The organism is Flavobacterium nitratireducens (assembly GCF_029625335.1).
In the GTDB taxonomy this organism is placed as follows: domain Bacteria; phylum Bacteroidota; class Bacteroidia; order Flavobacteriales; family Flavobacteriaceae; genus Flavobacterium; species Flavobacterium nitratireducens.
Window position 1 is genome coordinate 1,516,850 of the sequence record NZ_CP121111.1, and the last position, 22,526, is coordinate 1,539,375.

The following is a 22,526-nucleotide window of genomic DNA, read 5'->3' on the forward strand; positions in this document are numbered from 1 at the left end:
CACTTGTTTCTTTTACACAGGGAAAACCATATTCCAATACAACTGTAAAATATTTTTTTGAAAAAAAAGCAATAAAATTTAAATCTAAAACCAACTTCAGAAAAGCCCAATTCTTTTTCATGCAAAAGAATTGGGATTCTACTTTGGTATATTCAATGAAACAAATAAACACAGATAATAATAAAGAATTAGCTGATTATTGCCATTATTTTAGAAGTAACGCTTTCTATAATAAAAGCCTCTATAAAGAAAGTAAAAAAGAATCGCTATTAATGTCCGATGCCAAAGAAATCTATCCTTTAAAAAACATAATGTTAGGAAAGGCTTCTTTAGAATTAAGAGAATTTGAACAAGCACTTATATACTATAAAAAAGTAGAAAAATTACCAAAAATAGTAAATGTTTTATATAGTAATATTGATATATATGAAGGGTTAGGCTTAACATATCTATTTCTTAATCAAATGAAAAAAGCTCAAGAATATCTTCATAAAAATTTAGCGTTAAGAAAAAAAGAAAAAAATATTGAAGGAATCTATTCAGCTTACACGATGGTTGCTAATTTATATTTCATGCAAGACAAAAATCAACTAGCTTATAATTATTTCAAAAAAGCATATTTCGTAACTCAAAATATTAATGACTTTGAAAAAAAAGCAATTGCTGTAAAAAACATGTCTGTTGTCGAAGAATACAGAGGCAACTACAAACAAGCTTTAGTATATAGAAAAGAATCAGAACAATGGAAAGATTCCCTCAACAATCAAAACAAAATATGGGCTGTTGCTGATTTTGAGAAAAAATTTGCTGTCGCTCAAAAGCAAAAACAAATTAAAGTTCTTAAAGTAGAAAACGAACTAAAAGCCACCCAAAGAAACGTATTTTTGTATTCCTCAATAATTTTATTAATTCTCATATTAATTGGAACTTATCTTTATGCACAAAAAATAAAAAACGAAAAAATTATCCTTTTACAAAAAAACAAACTCAACGAACTTAATACCACTAAAGATCAATTATTTTCTATTGTCAGTCATGATTTACGCTCTTCTGTCAATGCTTTAAAAACGAGTAATTCCAAACTAATAGAATCTTTAGAAAATAAAAACTACAATGAACTAGACCAACTCCTACATACCAATAGTGGTATAGCTAACGGAGCTTATAGTTTGCTTGACAACCTATTACACTGGGCCTTATTACAAACCAAACAATTGTATTTTCATAAAGAATCTGTGCATTTGTATTCTATCGTACAACAAATTGAATACAACTACAAAGCCTTGCTATCAGACAAAGCCATTGTGTTTGAAAACAGGGTTTCTAAAAACAATTTCATCAACGTAGATTTGGATTCGCTCAAAATTATTCTTAGAAATTTACTCGATAATGCCATTAAATTTTCGAATGAAAAAGGTTTAATAAAAATATACACCGAAGATACTGAAACAAACTTTTGTCGTTGTATAATTGAAGACAACGGTATCGGAATGAGCGCCAATACCATTAGCGAATTACTGAGCGATAGTGAACTATTGGCTAAAGAAAAAAACTCCGAAATAATAGGAACTGGTTTAGGTATGCAATTGTGCAAACAAATGGTTAAGAAAAATGGAGGTTCACTAACCATAGAAAGTGAATTGAATAAAGGAACAAAAATGATACTTTTGTTACCTAAAATAAAAGCATAATGGATCAAATAAATGTTCTCATCATAGAAGACACCCCAGCTCAAAGCGATGCTTTATCTAAAGTATTAGTAGCTAACAATTATAATGTGATAGGCATTGCCCCTACTTACACTGAAGCTTTAGATTTATTTTATAAAAACACTATTGATATCATTATAATTGATGTGTTTCTGGATGGCAAACCAGAAGGGATAACCTTTGCAGAAACCATTAATATCATTCCAAATGCGGCTAAACCTTTTGTTTTTTTAACCAGTTCACAAGACCGCCAAATTTTTGAAAGAGCTAAATTAACCAAACCATTTAGTTTCTTAATGAAGCCTTTCAATGAACTTGAAATCCTATATGCAATAGAAATGGCTGTTGAAAAATTCTATGCCCAACCTAATATTTTTTTGAGTGAAGAACAAGACACTGTAATTAGCCAAGAATATCTCTTTATAAAAAAGAAAAAATCATTAAAAAAAGTGGCTCTAACCGATATCTTATATATCGAGGTCGAAAATCGCTATTGCAATATTATTACCGAAAAAGAAAAATTTGTAATTCAGATTTCTCTAACTAAAATATTAGAACTACTAGACAAAAACAAATTTATCCAAACCCACCGAAATTTCATTATCAATATCGATAAAATAGAAGAAATTATACTAGCCGATAATCTTATTATAGTAAAAGGAAATCATAAAATAAATTTGAGTGACACCTACAAAGATTTCTTGAAAAAGATGAATATCATATCTTAAAAAAAACAACTACTCATAAAAGTCAATTTATGACATAAAAATACCCACTCATAACAATTTTTAAAATTCAGGTATTCAATTCAATTAGTTTTATCAAAAATAAAACGTCAAGATGAAAAAAATACTCCAATTACTGAATAGAAAATTAAAAAATAATCCTTGGGTAGGAATCTTTTTTTCTTTAACCATAATCATCCTTTGCTTGTTCTTAATGCTAAATGACATGGGAGATTATGATAAAATAAAATTCATTTATATTTTAGGCCTATTGATACTAATTAAATTCGCAAAAAATCTAATTGACAAAATAATCAACACGGATGACGAAGATAACCTATACAACTAATTTTAAAGAAAAACTATAGCTCCTGATAGTAAACGTTTGAAAACAAGGAATTAAAACTGTACTATTATGGCTATAGGATTTTCATTTAATTATTTTAGGACCAATATTTCATTTTTTTAAAAATTTTAATGTAATTTTTGTAACATATTCACAACTCCATGCGTATAAGTATTTGTACACATTAAAATTTGAGGAGACAATAACATGAGACAACTTAAAATTACCAAGCAGGTTACTAATCGTGAAACCGCATCATTAGACAAATATTTACAAGAAATAGGTAAAGTTGATCTTATTACTGCTGACGAAGAAGTAGAATTAGCGCAACGAATCAAAGCTGGAGATCAAAGAGCTCTTGAAAAATTAACTAAAGCGAATTTACGTTTCGTGGTTTCAGTAGCCAAACAATACCAAAACCAAGGTTTAACACTTCCAGATTTGATTAATGAAGGAAATTTAGGTTTGATTAAAGCGGCTCAACGTTTTGACGAAACTCGTGGTTTTAAATTCATTTCTTATGCTGTATGGTGGATTCGTCAATCTATCTTACAAGCATTAGCAGAACAATCTCGTATCGTACGTTTACCTTTAAATAAAATTGGATCTATCAATAAAATCAACAAGATGTATGCATTATTAGAACAATCTAATGAGCGTCCGCCTTCTGCTGAAGAAATTGCAAAAGAACTGGATATGACTGTAAATGACGTAAAAGAGTCTATGAAAAACTCCGGCCGTCACTTATCAATGGATGCACCTCTTGTTGAAGGAGAAGATTCTAACCTTTATGATGTATTGCGCTCTGGTGAATCTCCAAATCCTGATAGAGAATTAATCCACGAATCTTTACGTACTGAAATCGAGCGTTCATTAGAAACCTTAACACCTCGTGAGGCAGATGTAGTTCGTTTATACTTTGGACTTGGTGATCAACACCCAATGACTTTAGAAGAAATTGGCGAAACTTTTGACCTAACACGCGAACGTGTACGCCAAATTAAAGAAAAAGCTATCCGCAGATTAAAACACACTTCTAGAAGTAAAATCTTAAAAACATACTTAGGTTAATCCTTTTAAACACCAAAAACTCCGATAAAAACCGGAGTTTTTTTATACAATCCAACAAAGCCAATCAAATGGTTCTATAAAAAGAAATTTGATTTTGTACCTTTGCAAAAAAACAAACACAACACAACTAAAATGAAAAACACACTTATTGCTCCATCAGTATTAGCCGCTGATTTTGCTAATCTACAACGCGATATCGAAATGATTAATGCTAGTGAGGCTGACTGGTTTCACATTGACATCATGGACGGCGTTTTTGTTCCAAATATTTCTTTTGGAATGCCTGTTTTAGAAGCCATTAAAAGACATGCTACAAAAACTATCGACGTTCACCTGATGATTGTAGAACCAGACAAATACATCTCAACTTTTAAAAAACTGGGAGCTGATATTCTTACGGTTCACATTGAAGCCTGTCCACATTTACACCGAACTATTCAGGCTATCAAAGCAGAAGGTATGAAAGCCGGAGTTTCATTAAATCCGCACACCAGCGTTGACTTACTGGAAGATGTGATTAACGATATCGACATGGTTTTGATTATGAGTGTGAATCCTGGTTTTGGAGGACAATCATTCATTGAAAATACTTATGCAAAAGTTCAAAAACTAAAAGCGTTGATTGATAAAAAAGGAGCTTCCACAATTATCGAAATTGACGGTGGAGTTACTAACAAAAATGCTGCTAAATTAGTAGAAGCCGGAGCTGATGTTCTGGTGGCCGGAAGTTATGTTTTTGGCGCTGCTGATCCAATTGCCACTGTAGCTGATTTAAAGAAAATCACTAAAATATAAAACATATATTTCAAGTTATAAATCTAAAAACACCCTGAAAGTAATATTCTTTCAGGGTGTTTTTTTTAAGCAAAATATTCCTCTTTTATATTTATCATTTCAGCCACAATAGTAAAAAGTTCGGGATGTTCTTCCTTAAATCGCAAAGGAGTTTCAAAAAAATGCTCTAAAACAACAGCAATAAATGAAGCTTGATTTGTATATGCTTAAATCCGAAAATAATTAGATTCAACAAGTCCTTTCAACACATCAGGTCTTTTTAGATAATCAATAATTTTATCATAAGAATCGGAAAAAACAACACTACTCTGATCTCTTCCTTTTAGACCATGAAAATAGAGTGCGTGAGAAAACTCATGTAATCCTAGATTTAAATTGTCATTCTCACATTTCAAACCTTCCTCAAAATCCTTCCAGGAAAACACCAGTGCTTTTAAGGCAGGATTGAATTCTCCTTTATGATATTGCTTAGTTATTACCGAATAATAACTTTCGCAATAAATAATAATTTTATCAAAGTTATTAATTCGATAATGACGCATTCCAAAAGTCAACATGACATAAGTAGCCGCCAAGAGTAATTTCACTTCCTCTGTCACCTCAAATCCTCCTTGACCGATAAATTAATATTTAGCAATAAATGAAGCTACACGATGATTGAAGTTATTCTTTTTTTTAGAAGGCAGCTTTTTATAAAAAGAAAAATTACTTTCCAAAAAACTACTTTGGTCAGCATTTAGTTTTCGTACACGAAAATAATAATGAATATACAGCGGTTTATTAAAAAACACCACATAAGTAGGTTCAATAATAAATTTAAAAACAAAAATAACTAACAAAGCTACTAACAATAACATTGTTAGAGCCTGAAAAACAGCAGCCATAAGTTAAGCTTTACAGATTGGGTTTATAAATTTATCTTTTTAAAAATAAAAAAGCAACAAAAAGAGGATCTTTCCTTTTGTTGCTAAAAATGTGACCGCGGAGGGGTTCGAACCCCCAACCCTCAGAGCCGAAATCTGATATTCTATCCAGTTGAACTACGCAGCCATTATTTTATTAATTTTTCTTTTAAAAACTCTCTTCCACTTCCTGTCTTCAAATATTTTTCACGAAGAACAGCTTCTTCTCTTGTATCAAATTCTTCAAAATAAACTAATCTCCACGGCTTATATCCTTTAGTAGATTTAGTTTTACCTGAATTATGTTCTATTATCCTTTTATCAATATCAGACGTATGCCCTTTATATAGCCTACCATCAACTTCACTTTCTAAAACATATACAAAATACCCCATTTATTGTTGAAATCTGATATTCCCTGCCTGTCGGCAGACAGGTATCCAGTTGAACTATGCAGCCATAATATAAAATTCCAATTTTTTAAATTCCAAATCCCAAGATTAAAATTGGAATTTGGCATTTCCTTTTTGGAATTTCTATTTTAGTTTTACACTAATAATTTTTTCACAATAGTAGAAACTGTTTTTCCTTCAGCAGCTCCTCCTAATTGTGATGTAGCTAAGCCCATTACTTTACCCATAGAAGCAATCCCTGAAGCTCCAGTTTCAGCGATAATTTTTGCGATTACTGCTTCTATTTCTGCCTCACTTAATTGCGCAGGCAAAAACTTTTCGATTACAGCAACCTGAGCCAATTCTGGTTCGGCTAAATCAGGACGATTTTGCTCTGTATAAATTCTAGCACTTTCTTTACGAGTTTTAACCAAACGTTGTAATAATTTGATTTCTTCCTCTTCTGAAATTTCTTCTTTAGAACCTGAGGCGGTTTGCGCTAAAAGTAATTCCGATTTTATTGCTCGTAAAGCTTCTAAAGCAACAGTATCTTTTGCTTTCATGGCTGTTTTCATTTCATCCATGATTTTTGATGATAAACTCATTTGTATGTTTTTTAAGTAAGCAAACTTGCTTAGTTAGACTTTTAATTGATAGTGGTGAATCAAACTAAAAAAATGCTCATTACAAGCATAGGTTTTTGTTAATAACACTGCGCGAAGTTAAAAAAAATAACCCGAAAATTAAATGCAATCTTCGGGTTATTGTTTTTGAAATTAATTTAACTAATCTACATTATCATGCAAATAAGAATTGTTAGAACGCAATTGTAAGTCATTATTACTATCTGTTCCAACAGAAATTCTTGAGTTGGCATTATTTGTTTGATTATTAGAAATATCGATACCTAATCTTTTATAAGCTGGCTCTTTTTCGTATTCATCAATTTTTGATACGTTGTTATGAAACTTATAATTAAATTCTTTTAATTTTTTTCGTCTCTCATCGGCTCTTAAACGCAACGTTTCTTCGATTGTCATTTCAATAGGAGAAATATCTTCATTTCTTGTGAAATCTTCTGGAGCCGACTCAATTTTCTTCATTGTAATATTCAATTCCTCTGGAATTACTTCTTCTACAACTTTTGCTGCAGGTTTAGAAGACAACAATTCGTTTTCAGCGTCCATGTATTCTTCTAGAGAATATTTGATAACCCCATTATCAGACAACTCAGTTACAGGAACAAATTGAACCGCTTGATTCACTTTTATCTCCTTAGTTTCATTTGTCAATTCAAATATAATTTTCTCTTCTTTAGCTGCAACTGGCTCAGACTTTACTGGTTCTGGTTTAACCGGTTCTGATTTGTAAAGTGGCAATTCAAATGAAAAAGAGGTTTGTTCTTGTTTTTCAACAACTTTTGGTTGTTCAACAACAGCTTTAACTTCTTCTACTTTTGGTGCAGAAAAAGTAAATTCCTCTTCTTTTATTGGTGAAACGATTTCAAAAGTAACATCTATATTTTTAATAAATTCAGACATTGCCATCAATTCCTCATTCCCTGGAACAGGTACTGGCTGCTCAACAACTTGTGGTGCCACAGCTATTACCTCCTCTTCTTCATCGATTAATTCAAAAACCACTCTTTCTTCTGGAGCGCTTACTGGCTTATCAATGTTTAAGTCAAAACTCGCTACTGGAGTATTACTTAGATTATGAACAATTTTTTGTTCATCTTCTAAGGTATGAATGATTTTTTTAGGTTCTGTATTTACAATTCCGCTTTGTTGTTCAATATCAAATCCTGTTGCAATAATAGTCACTGCAACGGCATCTCCTAATGATTCATCTTCACCAACCCCCATGATGATATTAGCATTATAACCAGCTTCACTTTGAATATGGTCATTAATTTCACCAATCTCATCTAAAGTAATTTCATTAGAACCAGAAACGATGAGCAACAATACGTTTTTGGCACCAGTAATTTTATTATCATTCAATAAAGGAGAGTCTAATGCAGCGATAATAGCTTCTTTCGCTCTGTTTTCTCCTGATGCAACAGAAGATCCCATAATTGCTGTTCCGCTATTTGCTAATACCGTTTTAGCATCACGTAAATCGATATTTTGAGTGTAGTGATGTGTAATAACTTCAGCAATCCCTCTAGAGGCTGTAGCTAATACTTCATCCGCTTTTGAGAATCCGGCTTTGAAACCAAGATTACCGTAAACTTCTCTTAACTTATTATTATTAATTACAATAAGAGAATCTACTTGTTTACGTAATTTTTCAATACCAATAAGTGCTTGTTCTTGACGAACCTTACCTTCGAAAGTAAATGGTAAAGTAACAATACCAACAGTTAAGATTTCTCTTTCTTTAGCCAGCTGAGCAATTACAGGCGCAGCACCAGTTCCAGTACCTCCACCCATTCCGGCAGTAATAAACACCATTTTAGTATTGCGATCTAACATTTTTTCAATATCAGCGATACTTTCAATAGCCGACTGTTGTCCTACATCTGGATTTGCTCCAGCACCTAAACCTTCAGTTAAGTTAACACCTAATTGAATTTTGTTAGGAACAGCACTATTTTGTAATGCTTGTGAATCTGTATTACAAACAATGAAATCTACCCCTTTGATTCCTTGTTTAAACATGTGATTGATCGCGTTGCTTCCGCCCCCACCAACACCGATTACTTTTATAACATTTGATTGATTTTTAGGTAAATCAAATGAAATACTTCCAAATTCTGAGTTGCTCGTCATATTATTTGGTATTTGATATTAATATATTTTGTATTCCTTTATTTTATTTTTTGTTACTCTGCGTTATCTAAAAAATCTTTAATCTTGTCTACATAGCGGTCAAAAAACGATCGCTTAATCTTATCCCCTGTAGATTCTTCTTTTTTAGAATAACTTTGTGTTTGCACTGGTGCTTGAGTTTGTACCTCCTCAACCTCTTGCTGTTGATAAAGCTCCACAGGCTCGACAACTGCTTCACGATAAAAAACAGTTCTTTGAGGAACTACTTCTTCTTTTCTAACTGCACTTTGCGTATTATTAGCGATGCTGTTCATTACTAATCCAACAGCCGTAGCATATAAAGGACTCGAAAACTCTTCATCTGAATTCCCTGCTAGATGTTCATTAGGATACCCAATTCTAGTGTCCATCCCTGTAATGTACTCTACTAATTGTTTGATATGCTTTAGTTGAGCTCCTCCACCTGTAAGTACAATTCCTGCTATTAGTTTTTTTCTAGGATCTTCGTGTCCGTAAGCCTTAATTTCAGTAAAAACTTGTTCTATAATTTCGACTACACGAGCATGAATAATTTTAGATAAGTTCTTTAACGAAATTTCTTTTGGCTCTCTTCCTCTTAAACCTGGTATAGAAACGATTTCATTGTCTCTATTTTCACCTGGCCAAGCCGAACCGAATTTTACTTTTAATAATTCAGCTTGTTTTTCTATTATTGAGCAACCTTCTTTAATATCATCTGTAATTACATTTCCTCCAAAAGGAATTACAGCTGTATGACGAATAATTCCATCTTTAAAAATAGCCAAGTCAGTTGTTCCACCACCAATATCAATCAAAGCAACTCCTGCTTCTTTCTCCTCCTGACTCAAAACCGCATCTGATGACGCTAAAGGCTCTAATGTTAATCCAGACAATTCTATTCCTGAACTCTGAATGCAACGACCTACATTACGTATCGAAGATGCCTGACCTACTACCACATGGAAACTAGATTCTAATCGACCTCCATACATCCCAATAGGCTCTTTTATTTCAGATTGTCCGTCTATTTTAAATTCTTGTGGCAATACGTGAATAATTTCTTCCCCTGGCAACATTGCCAATTTATTTACCTGATCAATCAATAATTGAATATCATCACCACCTATTACTTCTTCTGGATTCGTTCTGCTTATATAATCCGTATGCTGAATACTACGAATATGCTGACCCGCAATTCCTACTACAACATCTTTAATTTTATAACCTGAATTTGTTTCTGCTTCATTAATTGCTTGCTGAATAGATTGAATGGTTTGTGTTATGTTATTCACCACTCCTCTAGCCACACCTAAACTTTTGGATTTTCCAACTCCCAAAATTTCTAACTTACCATACTCATTTTTTTTGCCAATCATGGCAACGATTTTGGTTGTCCCTATATCTAGACCTACTGCAATATTCTCTTTTTCCATTTTCTATTATTTAGTGCAAACTACTTGTTTTGTAAACCTCAGGTCAATCATTTTATATTTATACAAAGTACTATCTAAAACTGCTTTTTGAAAAAACGCTTTATAGTTCTTAAATTTTGTTTCAAAATTGTTCAAACTACCAAAAACAATCTGATAATCGTAATTCCTGTTGAACATTTTCAAGCTAGAATTAGGCATAACTTGTATTCCAATGATGTTTTTTTCAAAAATTCATCTTCATAAATCAGACGAAACAATTGCGCTAATTTCTCTTTATTTTCACTAGTAACATTCCCTGAAACTAATGGAACTCTAGCTGTAAAATTATCCGAAAGCGGCATCTTACTACCTTTATAATCAATATAAAAAGATTCTGATTCATCAACCACCCTGGCTACAGGAGTCTTTTGCTTTACCACTACTTTTAGAACACCATCTATACTTACAAAAACATCTGATTCGTCAATCATCGCATTTGAATCTAGTATTCGCTCCAACTTATTCAAATCTAATTTATCTTTTTGAATAGCTAAACGGTTGTTCATATTTTCTATTAACAATTTATCAACCGTTTCAGCTTTAATAAAAGGATTGTTTTTTCCTATAAAAACAACATCTATTTTGGACAGTTTGCGTTTCTCATTTCGTTTAATTGTAAACGAAAAAAGAAAAATAACCAAGCACAACATCATGATTAATCTGACGTTTGTCCAATTAAATATTTTTTTCATTTAAAGCATTTTTAATTTCTTGTACCATTTCTCCGATATCACCAGCTCCAATAGTCACCATGACTTCCGCATCGTTCTGAACCATCATCGAAATCAAATCTTCTTTTGAAACAATTGATTTATTTTCATTGTCAATTTTAGAAAACAACCACTCCGATGTAACTCCTTCCATAGGCAATTCTCTTGCAGGATAAATCTCCATCAAATACACTTCATCAAACTGCGAAAGACTTTTAGCAAAATCATCTACAAAATCTCTAGTTCTACTAAACAAATGCGGTTGAAAAACTGCTAAAACCTTCTTCCCAGGATACAACTCTCTTACCGCTTGATGCACCGCATTAATCTCTGTAGGATGATGTGCATAATCATCAATATAAACTAGATTTTCAGATTTTATTTGATACGAAAAACGTCTTCTAATCCCTTTAAAAGAAGCTAAGGCTCTTGCAATGGCAACGGTTGGGGTACCGAAATTTACTGCCATGGCAAGAGCCATTAAAGCATTCATCAAATTGTGTCTTCCAGGCAATCCAAAACGGAAATCTTTTAAAATTCCGTTAGGTGTTTTTACATCAAAAACATAACTACCATCCACAATTCGTATATTAAAAGCATTATAAACAGCCTCTTCTTGATTAACTCCTACTACTACGCCAGAAAGAGGTAATTCGGACGTAATGAATAATTTATTTTTATCTTCTACTTTATCAGCAAATTCCGTAAATGATTCTTTTATCGCATCACTAGTTCCATAGATATCCAAGTGATCGGCATCCATTGATGTAACACAAGCAATATTGGGATGCAAATGCAAAAAGGAACGATCAAACTCATCTGCTTCTACAACAGTTACCGTTTTTCCACTTCCTATTAAATTGGAATTATAATTTTCAACAATTCCGCCTATAAAAGCAGTAACATCAGCACCACTTTCATGTAAAATATGCCCTAAAATACTAGAGGTTGTTGTTTTCCCGTGTGTTCCGGCTACAGCAAAACAGAAGGTATCTTTAGTTATAATACCTAAAACTTCAGCTCTCTTTTTTACCTGATAATTACGCTCTAAAAAATAATTCCATTGCGAATGATTTTTAGGAACAGCCGGCGTTATAATTACAAGGGTATTTTCGATAAAATAATCTTTCGGAATCAAATTGATTTCATCTTCAAAGTGAATATCAATTCCACTGTCAATTAACTCGTTCGTTAAAATCGTTGGCGTTTTATCATAACCAAAAACATTTTTCCCAATATACTTAAAGTAACGCGCCAAAGCACTCATACCAATACCTCCGATACCGATAAAAAAGACATTTTGTATTTGGTTTAAGTTCATAACTACTATATTTATTTTCTGATTATTTCTTTCTAATTAATTTAACCACTTCGTCGGCAATTTGCTGGGTTGCTTCCGGCAAAGCCAATTCTTTTATATTTTCACTTAGCTGATTTTGTTTTTCCTTATCTTTTAATAAAGCTTCAAAAACCAAACTAAACTCAGAATCCAATTGAGTCTCTTTAAGCAAAATAGCTCCTTTTTTATCTACAATTGCTTTTGCATTTTTAGTTTGATGATCTTCGGCTACATTTGGCGAAGGAATAAAAATCACAGGCTTGCCTACAATACACAATTCCGACACAGAAGAAGCTCCTGCTCTAGAAATGATAATATCGGCAGCGGCATACACAAAATCCATTCTTTCAATAAAAGCCACTACCTGTACATTCTCTGAATTGTATTTTTTATACTCTTCAAAATACAACTTTCCACACTGCCAAATAACTTGAACATTTTGGGCTAGAATAGCACCTAGTTCTTTTTCTATCAGTTGATTAATCCTTCTAGCACCTAAACTTCCTCCAAGCACTAAAAGTATTTTCTTTTTAGCATCTAATTTAAAATAAGCTATCGCTTCCTCTCTTTTTTCATCAATAGCAATCAAATCCTGACGCACTGGATTACCAGTCAATATCATTTTTCCTTTTGGGAAAAATTGATCTAAATTTTCATAAGCCACACAAATTGCATTGGCTTTTTTACTCAATAACTTATTTGTGATTCCCGGGAAGGAATTTTGTTCTTGAATCAATGTTGGAATCCCGAGCATATTAGCCATTTGTAATAAAGGCCCACTGGCAAACCCTCCCGTACCGATAACTACATCCGGTTTAAACTCTTTGATAATTTTTCTGGATTTCCATAAACTGTTAATCAACTTTACTGGAAACAACATGTTTTGCAAAGTCAATTTTCTTTGTAATCCAGCAATCCACAAACCTTTAATAGCATAACCCGCTTGCGGTACTTTTTGCATTTCCATTTTATCTTCGGCACCGACAAAAAGAAACTCTGCATCTGGAAATCTTGATTTTAATTCATTAGCAATTGCAACTGCAGGGTAAATATGCCCTCCTGTTCCTCCACCACTTAATATGAATTTGTATTGTTTCATTATTGTCAAAAGATATTAATTCAAAAAATTATTTATTCAAAACTGCGTTCATCGGATTAGAAACTTTATCCTCAATTGAATAGCTCTCGTTTCTATTTTCTTCAGCAGCTAATTCTGCATCTATTAATCGTTGAACTGCTTCTTCTCGTTTAGCCGCTTCTTTTTGTTCTTGTTCAATTTCTTCTTCTTTTTTGGTAACACCAATAATTATCCCTAGTGCAATACAAGTCATCCAAATAGATGTCCCTCCACTACTAATTAAAGGCAAGGTTTGTCCAGTAACGGGTAATAATTCAACGGCAACAGCCATATTAATCATCGCCTGAAAAATCATGGGAAATCCCAATCCTATTACCACCAACTTCCCAAACAATGTATTTGCCTTATGGGAGGCTACCACAAAACGGAAAAGCAACAACAAATACAAACCTAGAACTCCTAATCCTCCAATTAAGCCGTATTCTTCTACAATAATGGCGTAAATAAAATCGGAAGAAGATTGAGGCAAAAAGTTTTTCTGAACACTCTTTCCTGGACCTAAACCATATATTTTTCCCGAAGCAATCGCAATTTTAGCTTTCTCAATTTGGTAATCATCCTCATCTGGTTTATCGGTGCTAAAATTTTCAATTCGGCTTTCCCAAGTACTCACCCTACTAAAGAACTTTGCATCCGGGAATGCTTTAGCAATCAACACAAAAAACACTAAAAACAAAACCCCAGAACCTACAATAATCCCAATGAATCTCATTGGATATTTCCCAATGAAAACCAACATTAATATCATTGAAAAAATAAGTGCAGTAGTAGAAAAATTGGATGGCAAAATAAACATCAAAGTTATAAATACCGGTAACCACAACTGTCTTAATGATTCTATGAAATCAATAGGTTCAGTTCGAGTTTTTGACAAATAGCGCGCTACAAATACATAAAGCACCAAAGCTGCAAAAGCAGAAGGCTGAAACGAAATCCCAACAAACGGAATTTGGAGCCATCTACTAGCATTTGCACCACCAATCATCGTTCCCTTAATCATTGTGATTGCTAGAATAATCCAAACAATTGGCAACATCCATTTGGATATCGAACGGAAATAATGATAAGGAACTTTGTGTACATAATAAATGATAAAAAATCCGCAGGCTACGTGTGCCAAATGTTTTACCAAATAACCCAAGGTATTTCCAGTTCCATGACCTAGATAGGCCAAATTACTACTCGCACTAAAAACAGGCATAAAGGAAAACAAAGCCAATAAGGCCACGAATGACCAAATACCTTTATCCCCTTTTAATCTGTTAATTAGTTTTTTCATTTTTTTATTAAGTTATGGGTTGTGAGTTATGGGTTATGAGTTTGTATGTTTTCCTTCAAACATTTCTAACTTCTGACACCTAACTTCTAACTTCTATTTACAAATTATGTACTGCATCTTTAAATTGACGCCCTCTATCTTCGTAGTTTTCAAATAAATCAAAACTTGCACAAGCAGGAGACAATAAAACCGTATCGCCTTTTTCAGTAATACGTTGCGCCATTTTAACAGCATCATTCATTGTGTTTACTTCTACCATGATGTCCACTACGTTTCCAAAAGCATCAATAATTTTGCGATTATCTACTCCTAAACAAATAATTGCTTTCACTTTCTCGCGAACCAAAGCCATTAATTCATTATAATCATTCCCTTTATCTACACCTCCAACAATCCAAACTGTCGGTGTAGTCATACTATCCAATGCAAAAAAAGCAGCATTTACATTAGTCGCTTTCGAATCATTAATGTATTGCACATTTTGAATTTTCAACACTTTTTCAAGACGGTGTTCAACACCTTGGAAATTAGATAAACTTTCGCGAATGGTAGCTTTTCTAATTTGCATCAATTTTGCTACAGAAGTGGCTGCCATTGCATTTTTAAGATTGTGTTTTCCTTCTAAGGCAATTGATTCGGTTTCCATTTTGAACTCTTCTTGATTAATGATTGATTCCATTGTATTATCTTTTATAAAGGCACCTTCTTCAAATGTTTGTGTCAATGAAAAAGGTATTAATTTTGCTTTTGTTTTATTCTTTTTTAACCATTCTGAAATCGCTTCATCATCTGCATCATAAATGAGATAATCCTCTTCCGTTTGGTTCATTGTGATTCTAAATTTCGATTCAATATAATTCTCATATTTATAATCGTATCGATCTAAATGATCCGGACTTATATTGGTAATAATAGCAATATGAGGCTTGTAATTGACGATTCCATCCAATTGAAAACTACTTAATTCCAACACATAGCTATCGTACTTATCTTCGGCCACCTGCTCTGCAAAACTCTTCCCAATATTCCCAGCTAAACCTACATTCAAACCTGCCGATTTTAACAAATGGTAAGTAAGCATTGTTGTGGTTGTTTTTCCATTACTTCCTGTAATTCCTATCGTGATGGCATTAGTAAAAGGAGCTGCAAATTCAATTTCTGAAATCACTGGAATCCCTTTTTCGACTAGTTTCTTAACAATGGGGGCCTTATCAGGAATCCCTGGACTTTTCATCACCACATCGGCATTTAGAATTAAGGATTCGGTATGTTTTTCATCCTCCCATTCAACACCGTTTTGTATAAGAACTTCTTTGTAACTGTCTTTTATTTTTCCATAATCGGAAACAAAAACTTCATATCCTTTTTGTTTCCCGAGAATAGCAGTACCTACTCCGCTTTCACCACCGCCTAAAACAACTAATCTCATCTTATCTTAATTTTAAGGTAACTATTGAAAGTATGGCTAATAAGATGGCTACAATCCAAAATCGAGTAACAATTTTACTTTCATGATAGCCTTTCTTTTGATAATGATGATGTAAAGGCGACATCAGGAAAATTCGCTTTCCTTCTCCTGTGCGTTTCTTAGTATATTTAAAATAACTTACTTGCAAAACCACGGATAAATTTTCCACCAAGAAAATTCCACATAATAGCGGAATCAACAATTCTTTACGAACAGCAATAGCCAAAACTGCGATGATACCTCCAATAGTCAAACTACCCGTATCTCCCATAAAAACCGAAGCTGGATAGGAGTTATACCATAAAAATCCAATAAGAGCTCCTGCAAATGACGCTATAAACACAGTCATTTCACCTGAGTTAGGGATATACATAATATTTAAGTAATTAGAGAAAATGATATTCCCCGAAACGAATGTAAATATGGCCAATGCCAAGACCGATATAGCGGAAGTTCCCGCTGCGAGTCCATCAATACCATCAGTTAAGTTGGCACCGTTAGAAACAGCCGTTATGATAAAAATCACTACTGGAATAAAAATTAACCACGCCCATTTTTCATAACCATCCCCTGTCCAAGCTAATAATTCAGCGTAATCAAATTCGTTATTTTTAAAAAATGGAATTGTGGTAGCGGTCGATTTTTCATAAACCGGAGCTGGAGCAACTAGTTCCGTTTGACTAATTACTTTAAAAACATCCGTTTTACCCGTATCAGTTCGAACAGTAACATGAGGATTGAAATATAATACGCTACCAACAATTAATCCTAATCCAACTTGACCAACCACTTTAAAAATTCCTTTTAAACCTTGTTTGTCTTTTTTGAAAATTTTAATATAATCATCAATAAAACCAATTGTTCCCATCCATAAAGTGGTCACAATAAGCAACACAATGTAAATATTATGCAATTTGGCAAACAACAAAACTGGAATTAAGGTTGCAAAAATGATAATTAGTCCTCCCATTGTAGGTGTACCCGCTTTTTCATTTTGTCCTTCCAAACCAAGTTCTCGAATAGTTTCACCTACTTGTTGTCTTTGCAAAAATTTAATTACTCTTTTACCGTAAATTGTCGACAACAACAACGATAGAATAAAAGCTAACGACGATCTAAAAGTAATGTACTGGAAAACTCCTGTTCCAGAAAGATTTAATACTTTGTTGAAATAATCGAATAAATAATACAGCATAATTTTACTATTTATGTAGTTGTTCTAAAATTTCTTTTACAATTTTCATATCGTCAAAATCAGTGCGAACACCTTTGATTTCTTGATAGGTTTCATGTCCTTTTCCTGCAATCAAAATGATATCTTTTGGCTGAGCCAATTGACATGCAATTTTGATCGCTTGTTTTCTATCGGTAACCGCAAAAACTTTTTTATGATTTTGTGGAGGCACTCCTTTTTCCATTTCTGCAATAATATCATCCGGATCTTCATCACGAGGATTATCAGATGTCAATATGGCTTTGTTGCTCAACTCAGAAGCAATTCCAGCCATAATAGGTCTTTTTGCCTTGTCTCTATTTCCCCCACAACCTACAATGGTAATTAATTGTTCATTTTTTGTGCGAACTTCATTGATGGTTTTCAATACATTTTCTAAGGCATCAGGCGTATGTGCATAATCTACAATTGCAGTGATATTCGTATCTGAAACGATATATTGGAATCTTCCTGAAACGCTTTCTAACTCTGATAATAATCGAAGGGTTTCTAACTTATCTAAACCTAATTCGATAGCAGTTGCATAAATCGCTAAAAGATTATACGCATTAAAAACACCTATTAACTTCACCCAAACTTCATTGCCCTCTATTTTCAATAATAAACCTGACAATAAGTTTTCTAAGATTTGTGCTTTATAATCGGCATAGGATTTCAAAGCATAGGTTCTTTTTCTAGCAATACTGTTTTGCAACATCACTGCTCCATTCTTATCATCGATGTTCGAAATAGCAAAAGCAGTTTTAGGTAAATTGTCAAAAAATGATTTTTTAACATCTCTATACTCTGCAAATGTGGCATGATAATCTAAATGGTCGTGGGACAAATTAGTAAAAACACCTCCAGCGAAATGCAATGCTTCTGTTCTTTTTTGATGAATTCCATGCGAACTCACTTCCATAAAACAATATTCGACTCCTGATTGAATCATCTCATTCAAGTAGTAATTTATCGTAATGGAATCAGGTGTAGTATGAGTAGCTTTAAACTCTACATCATCAACTAAAATTTTAACTGTTGAAAGTAACCCAACTTTGAAACCTGCTTTTTTAAACAACTGATATAACAAAGAAGCAATGGTAGTTTTTCCGTTAGTACCAGTAATGCCTACTAACTTTAATTTTTCTGATGGATCTCCAAAATAATTTGCAGCTAAAAAAGCCATTGCTTTATTGGTATCATCCACTTTTACATAGGTCACATCGCTAACAAACTGCTCTGGAAAGCTATCACATACAATAGCTTTAGCTCCTAAATCGATTGCTTTTTGAATATAATCATGACCATCCGAAACGGTTCCGCGAATAGCAACAAATACATCACCAGCTTGAATTTTTCTGGAATCAAAATCCAATTTACCGATAGCAATATCTGTCGAACCATGTACAGCTTCAATTGCAACTCTATATAATATGTCTTTTAAAATAATCACGATAATTCTAAGGTTATAGTTGTGTTTTTAGTAATATTTTGCCCTGCTTTTAGAGATTGATTTTTCACTTTTCCAATCCCCTTTGTCCTCACTCTTAATCCTAAATTTTCTAATAAAGCAATAGCATCCATGCCAGGCATCCCTTTAACATTTGGAATCAATTGATTTGTTTTTTGAAGCTTTGCATAATAGGCATTATAATTTTTCTCCTGTTTTGCAATCTTTCCATCTAATTTCTTAATCTCATTAGTCGAAGGAACTTCGGTAAAAATCTTTTGTGCAATACGCTTAAAAACGGGCCCTGCCACATCAGCACCATAATAATTATTATTGGCAGTATTAGGTTTATGAACCACTACAATACAAGAATATTTAGGTGCATCTGCTGGAAAATATCCAACGAATGAAGAAGCATAATACAATCCTGAGCCATCTCTTTTTCCATAATTTACCTGAGCTGTTCCGGTTTTTCCAGCCATAGGAAAATCTTTAGAATACAACTTAGAACCTGTTCCTTTTTTAACCACATTTTTCAACACTGCTTTTAGTTTAGCCAAAGTAGCATCTGAACATATTTTTGGATTGATAACAACTGGTTCCATTTTTTTTATGGTTCTGTTCCATTCTTTAATTTCAGATACAAATTGCGGTCTTACCATTACACCACCATTAGCCACTGCATTATAATAAGCTAATGTTTGCATTGGCGTAACCGAAACACCATAACCAAAAGCCATCCAAGGCAAGGAAATATTAGACCAATTCTTATCAGAAGGTTGCGGAATAAAAGGACGTCCTTCCCCCTTAAAATCCATATTCAAACGTTTGTTCAATCCATAAGAATTAACACGATTAACAAATTTGGAAGGATTGCTTTTATAATTATTGTAAACAGCCTGAACTAAAACAGTATTAGAAGAAAGCTCAAAACCTCTTGCCAAAGAAATCTTCCCATAACCGCCTTCATGCGAATCTCTAACTGATTTACCAGAATATTTTATTACACCACCATAAGTATCATAGACCGTACTAGTATCAGCAACTTTATCCTCTAATATGGTCATTAAATCCACTAATTTAAAAGTAGAACCTGGTTCATGAGATTCGGCTACAGCATAATTAGTTGTTTCATAATATGTTCCGTCATTAGCACGACCTAAATTAGAAATAGCTTTTACCTGACCAGTGTGCGTTTCCATTACCACTACACAACCATGGTCGGCTTCATAATCTTCTAATTGTTTCAACAAAGCATGATGCGCTATATCCTGAATATAAACATCAATGGTAGAAATCACATCATATCCATCTAAAGGATCTACTTCGTTCATATCACGAATAGGTTTCCATTGTCCTTTCGCAATTTTTTGTTTTAAAATTCTACCGTCTTTACCATTTAGATATTCTCTGTAAGCCCATTCGATTCCTTTACCATCCGTATGACCTGCATCGTATTTTCTTTCGTAACCAATAGTTCTTTCGGCAATTTTACCTATTGGGTGTTCTCTAACTGTTTTTTGATCAATTATAATCCCACCTTTATAAGGTCCTAATTCAAATAAAGGAAAACCTTTAATCTTCACATATTCGGTGTAACTCAAATCTCTGGCAACTAAAAAATAGCGATTGTTGTTAGCTCTCGCTTTTCGCAATTCATTTTGATAATAAAAAGAAGATTTATTTAAAACAGTAGCCAAAGAATCAGATAAGTCGTTGACATATTTTTCAAAATTTTCTTTTGTAGGCGCCAAAGCATCAAAACGAATGGTGTATTTAGGAATTGAAGTAGCCAATAAACTTCCATCAGCCGAGTAAATATTTCCTTTATTAGCTGGTATAACAAAGTTCTTAACTGTTCTTTCTTTGGCTAATTCACGATAATAATCTCCCTCTACCCACTGAATATTAGTAAGCTTAACAGCCACTGCTAATGCTATTAAAAAAATAGCAAAAGCAACCAGATAGATTCGGTACGATATGTATTTATCATCTACTGCCATAACTTTTGAAGAAAAGTTTTTTCAACTTCTTTTTTTACTTTAATTTTTACAGGTGGTACTGTGGAAGGAAAAATTTGTCTTTCCTCCATTTTTTGAGAAACTGTAGATTCCATTCGAAGTTTCATCAATTCCGAACGCTTATCAACAAATTCCGAACGCAGTTCTTTAACTTCAGCACTCAATTCGGCGATCTTAAAAACCTTTTGTTCGTATCGTTGCGTATTAGCAATCATAATGATAGCCAACACAATAAGAAAAACTATAAAACGCCAATTTTTAATCGCATCATCATCGATTAAAAATCTTGCTTTTAATAGATTATAAATACTCATTCCTATATTGCTATTATAATTTTTCGGCTACTCTTAATTTAGCACTTCTGGCTCTGTTATTTATTTTAATCTCGGCATCACTTGGAACAATTAATTTCCCTATGGACTTAAACGGAACTGAATAATTCCCAAAAAAATCACGTTCAGGTTCCCCTTCAAACATACCGTTCTTCATAAATCGTTTCACCAAACGGTCCTCTAATGAGTGATAGGAAATTATACTTAATCTTCCTCCTGGATTTAGAATTTCTAGTGATTGTTCTAAAAATTCTTTCAAAACATCCATCTCTTGATTTACCTCTATTCGGATAGCTTGATAAATTTGAGCCAACACTTTATTCCTTACTTTTTCAGGAAGGTATTTAGCTAACACTTCCTTAAATTCATCGGTAGTTTTTATTGGTCGATGATGCCTAGCCTCAATTATAGTTCTTGATAAGGCTGGAGCATTTTTCAATTCTCCATAATCATAAAAAACGCTGTCTTAAATTCGCATCATCATATTCATTCACAACCTTGTATGCATTCAAATCATTTTTTTGACTCATTCGCATATCTAATTCTGCATCGAATCGAGTAGAAAAACCCCTTTCAGGCACATCAAACTGATGGGAAGAAACCCCTAAATCACCTAATATACCATCAACAGTTCTCGCTCCATAAAAACGTAAAAAACGCTTGATGTATCTAAAATTCTCATTTATCAACACAAATCGCTCATCAGGAAGTGCATTAGCAAGCGCATCTTCATCTTGATCAAAAGCAAACAATTTACCATTAGGTCCCAATCGACTTAATATCTCTCTAGAATGACCACCTCCACCAAAAGTCACATCTACATATACACCATCAGGCTTAATATTTAAACCATCAACTGTTTCCTTAAGCAAAACTGGATTATGATATTCCATTGTCGTCTTCATTTATATTACCCATTACCTCTTCAGCCAAGTCTGCAAAATCAACACCGTCATCCATCGACTTTTCATATAAATCTTTGTCCCAAACCTCAACAATATTAACTGCAGATGAAAAAACCACGTCTTTAGTAATACTTGCAAAACTCACTAAATCTTTAGGCACTAATAATCTACCCAAAGCATCAATTTCAACCACTTTAACACCAGCAGTAAACTTGCGGATAAAGTCATTATTCTTTTTTACAAATCGATTTAACTTGTTGATTTTTTGCATCATCAAATTCCACTCCTCCATTGGATATAACTCCAAACAAGGCTGAAACACTGAACGCTTCAAAACAAATCCGTCTTGAAGAGAAGCAGCCAATTGCTTTTTCAAAGGTGCAGGCAACAAAACCCTTCCTTTAGCATCGACTTTACATTCATATGTTCCAACTATTGAGTTCAAAAAAGTTTGATTAAATGAT

19 protein-coding genes, 1 tRNA gene and 2 pseudogenes are annotated in these 22,526 nt (G+C 33.2%); 5 read left to right on the forward strand and 17 right to left on the reverse strand.

Annotation, left to right across the window (positions count from 1 at the left end):
* Positions 1–119 precede the first annotated feature (119 nt).
* From P5P90_RS07240 to rpe, 5 genes are all read left to right on the forward strand, one after another.
* A complete protein-coding gene (locus P5P90_RS07240) occupies positions 120–1,691 on the forward strand; it encodes a tetratricopeptide repeat-containing sensor histidine kinase (protein WP_278034085.1) in 1,572 nt (523 codons plus the stop codon).
* Positions 1,691–2,437 carry a LytR/AlgR family response regulator transcription factor gene (locus P5P90_RS07245; RefSeq protein ID WP_278034086.1) on the forward strand — a complete coding sequence of 249 codons (747 nt, stop codon included), beginning with the start codon at positions 1,691–1,693 and terminating at the stop codon, positions 2,435–2,437. The genes P5P90_RS07240 and P5P90_RS07245 overlap by 1 nt, the downstream gene beginning before the upstream one ends.
* 112 nt (positions 2,438–2,549) lie before the next feature.
* On the forward strand, positions 2,550–2,783 hold the full coding sequence (locus tag P5P90_RS07250; protein WP_278034087.1) for a hypothetical protein: 234 nt from the start codon (positions 2,550–2,552) through the stop codon (positions 2,781–2,783).
* A 204-nt stretch (positions 2,784–2,987) separates the two neighbouring features.
* Positions 2,988–3,851 (forward strand): sigma-70 family RNA polymerase sigma factor, encoded by an 864-nt coding sequence (locus tag P5P90_RS07255; RefSeq protein ID WP_007804760.1) that lies wholly within the window; start codon positions 2,988–2,990, stop codon positions 3,849–3,851.
* Positions 3,852–3,983: 132 nt separating this feature from the next.
* Positions 3,984–4,646, forward strand: coding sequence for a ribulose-phosphate 3-epimerase (gene rpe / locus P5P90_RS07260; RefSeq protein ID WP_278034088.1), 663 nt, complete (start codon positions 3,984–3,986; stop codon positions 4,644–4,646).
* Between the two features lie 65 nt (positions 4,647–4,711).
* Here the strand turns inward: rpe and P5P90_RS07265 are convergent.
* The 17 genes and pseudogenes from P5P90_RS07265 to mraZ all read right to left on the reverse strand — a co-directional run bounded on the left by P5P90_RS07265 (position 4,712) and on the right by mraZ (position 22,507).
* Positions 4,712–5,266 (reverse strand): annotated as a pseudogene (locus P5P90_RS07265) (zinc-dependent peptidase).
* A gap of 356 nt (positions 5,267–5,622) precedes the next feature.
* Positions 5,623–5,696, reverse strand: a tRNA-Arg gene (locus tag P5P90_RS07270).
* Between the two features lies 1 nt (position 5,697).
* Positions 5,698–5,943 carry a GIY-YIG nuclease family protein gene (locus tag P5P90_RS07275; protein WP_278034089.1) on the reverse strand — a complete coding sequence of 82 codons (246 nt, stop codon included), beginning with the start codon at positions 5,941–5,943 and terminating at the stop codon, positions 5,698–5,700.
* A gap of 152 nt (positions 5,944–6,095) precedes the next feature.
* Positions 6,096–6,545, reverse strand: coding sequence for a GatB/YqeY domain-containing protein (locus P5P90_RS07280; RefSeq protein WP_278034090.1), 450 nt, complete (start codon positions 6,543–6,545; stop codon positions 6,096–6,098).
* A gap of 180 nt (positions 6,546–6,725) precedes the next feature.
* Positions 6,726–8,714 (reverse strand): cell division protein FtsZ, encoded by a 1,989-nt coding sequence (gene ftsZ, locus P5P90_RS07285; protein ID WP_278034091.1) that lies wholly within the window; start codon positions 8,712–8,714, stop codon positions 6,726–6,728.
* A 53-nt stretch (positions 8,715–8,767) separates the two neighbouring features.
* On the reverse strand, positions 8,768–10,168 hold the full coding sequence (gene ftsA / locus P5P90_RS07290) for a cell division protein FtsA (protein WP_278034092.1): 1,401 nt from the start codon (positions 10,166–10,168) through the stop codon (positions 8,768–8,770).
* 179 nt (positions 10,169–10,347) lie between these two features.
* Entirely contained in the window at positions 10,348–10,899 is a 552-nt protein-coding gene (locus P5P90_RS07295; protein WP_340696379.1) for a cell division protein FtsQ/DivIB, read from the reverse strand.
* Positions 10,883–12,238, reverse strand: a complete 1,356-nt coding sequence (murC, locus tag P5P90_RS07300; protein ID WP_278034093.1) for a UDP-N-acetylmuramate--L-alanine ligase — start codon at positions 12,236–12,238, stop codon at positions 10,883–10,885. The genes P5P90_RS07295 and murC overlap by 17 nt, the downstream gene beginning before the upstream one ends.
* Positions 12,239–12,260: 22 nt before the next feature.
* The gene (murG, locus tag P5P90_RS07305; protein ID WP_278034094.1) at positions 12,261–13,355 is read right to left on the reverse strand and encodes an undecaprenyldiphospho-muramoylpentapeptide beta-N-acetylglucosaminyltransferase; all 1,095 of its coding nucleotides are present in this window, start codon (positions 13,353–13,355) and stop codon (positions 12,261–12,263) included.
* Positions 13,356–13,383: 28 nt separating this feature from the next.
* Positions 13,384–14,673 carry an FtsW/RodA/SpoVE family cell cycle protein gene (locus P5P90_RS07310; RefSeq protein WP_278034095.1) on the reverse strand — a complete coding sequence of 430 codons (1,290 nt, stop codon included), beginning with the start codon at positions 14,671–14,673 and terminating at the stop codon, positions 13,384–13,386.
* A 97-nt stretch (positions 14,674–14,770) separates the two neighbouring features.
* Positions 14,771–16,102: a UDP-N-acetylmuramoyl-L-alanine--D-glutamate ligase gene (gene murD / locus P5P90_RS07315; RefSeq protein WP_278034096.1), complete on the reverse strand. Its 1,332-nt coding sequence runs from the start codon at positions 16,100–16,102 to the stop codon at positions 14,771–14,773.
* Between the two features lies 1 nt (position 16,103).
* Entirely contained in the window at positions 16,104–17,336 is a 1,233-nt protein-coding gene (mraY, locus tag P5P90_RS07320) for a phospho-N-acetylmuramoyl-pentapeptide-transferase (protein ID WP_278034097.1), read from the reverse strand.
* 7 nt (positions 17,337–17,343) lie between these two features.
* Positions 17,344–18,807: a UDP-N-acetylmuramoyl-L-alanyl-D-glutamate--2,6-diaminopimelate ligase gene (locus tag P5P90_RS07325; RefSeq protein ID WP_278034098.1), complete on the reverse strand. Its 1,464-nt coding sequence runs from the start codon at positions 18,805–18,807 to the stop codon at positions 17,344–17,346.
* A complete protein-coding gene (locus tag P5P90_RS07330) occupies positions 18,804–20,807 on the reverse strand; it encodes a penicillin-binding protein (protein WP_278034099.1) in 2,004 nt (667 codons plus the stop codon). The genes P5P90_RS07325 and P5P90_RS07330 overlap by 4 nt, the downstream gene beginning before the upstream one ends.
* Positions 20,798–21,139, reverse strand: a complete 342-nt coding sequence (locus P5P90_RS07335; RefSeq protein WP_379774929.1) for an FtsL-like putative cell division protein — start codon at positions 21,137–21,139, stop codon at positions 20,798–20,800. Before P5P90_RS07335 ends, P5P90_RS07330 begins: the two co-directional genes overlap by 10 nt.
* A 13-nt stretch (positions 21,140–21,152) precedes the next feature.
* Positions 21,153–22,062, reverse strand: a pseudogene (gene rsmH / locus P5P90_RS07340) (16S rRNA (cytosine(1402)-N(4))-methyltransferase RsmH).
* On the reverse strand, positions 22,037–22,507 hold the full coding sequence (gene mraZ / locus P5P90_RS07345) for a division/cell wall cluster transcriptional repressor MraZ (protein WP_278034100.1): 471 nt from the start codon (positions 22,505–22,507) through the stop codon (positions 22,037–22,039). Before mraZ ends, rsmH begins: the two are co-directional and overlap by 26 nt.
* Positions 22,508–22,526: the final 19 nt, after the last annotated feature.

Bases quoted from the DNA above. Each gene is read 5' to 3' on its own strand.
- P5P90_RS07295 (WP_340696379.1), bottom strand. From the start codon at position 10,899: ATGAAAAAAATATTTAATTGGACAAACGTCAGATTAATCATGATGTTG.
- P5P90_RS07280 (WP_278034090.1), bottom strand. From the start codon at position 6,545: ATGAGTTTATCATCAAAAATCATGGATGAAATGAAAACAGCCATGAAA.
- murG (WP_278034094.1), bottom strand. From the start codon at position 13,355: ATGAAACAATACAAATTCATATTAAGTGGTGGAGGAACAGGAGGGCAT.
- rpe (WP_278034088.1), top strand. From the start codon at position 3,984: ATGAAAAACACACTTATTGCTCCATCAGTATTAGCCGCTGATTTTGCT.
- P5P90_RS07240 (WP_278034085.1), top strand. From the start codon at position 120: ATGCAAAAGAATTGGGATTCTACTTTGGTATATTCAATGAAACAAATA.
- ftsZ (WP_278034091.1), bottom strand. From the start codon at position 8,714: ATGACGAGCAACTCAGAATTTGGAAGTATTTCATTTGATTTACCTAAA.
- P5P90_RS07310 (WP_278034095.1), bottom strand. From the start codon at position 14,673: ATGAAAAAACTAATTAACAGATTAAAAGGGGATAAAGGTATTTGGTCA.
- mraY (WP_278034097.1), bottom strand. From the start codon at position 17,336: ATGCTGTATTATTTATTCGATTATTTCAACAAAGTATTAAATCTTTCT.
- P5P90_RS07255 (WP_007804760.1), top strand. From the start codon at position 2,988: ATGAGACAACTTAAAATTACCAAGCAGGTTACTAATCGTGAAACCGCA.
- ftsA (WP_278034092.1), bottom strand. From the start codon at position 10,168: ATGGAAAAAGAGAATATTGCAGTAGGTCTAGATATAGGGACAACCAAA.
- P5P90_RS07275 (WP_278034089.1), bottom strand. From the start codon at position 5,943: ATGGGGTATTTTGTATATGTTTTAGAAAGTGAAGTTGATGGTAGGCTA.
- P5P90_RS07250 (WP_278034087.1), top strand. From the start codon at position 2,550: ATGAAAAAAATACTCCAATTACTGAATAGAAAATTAAAAAATAATCCT.
- murC (WP_278034093.1), bottom strand. From the start codon at position 12,238: ATGAACTTAAACCAAATACAAAATGTCTTTTTTATCGGTATCGGAGGT.
- P5P90_RS07335 (WP_379774929.1), bottom strand. From the start codon at position 21,139: ATGAGTATTTATAATCTATTAAAAGCAAGATTTTTAATCGATGATGAT.
- P5P90_RS07330 (WP_278034099.1), bottom strand. From the start codon at position 20,807: ATGGCAGTAGATGATAAATACATATCGTACCGAATCTATCTGGTTGCT.
- murD (WP_278034096.1), bottom strand. From the start codon at position 16,102: ATGAGATTAGTTGTTTTAGGCGGTGGTGAAAGCGGAGTAGGTACTGCT.
- P5P90_RS07245 (WP_278034086.1), top strand. From the start codon at position 1,691: ATGGATCAAATAAATGTTCTCATCATAGAAGACACCCCAGCTCAAAGC.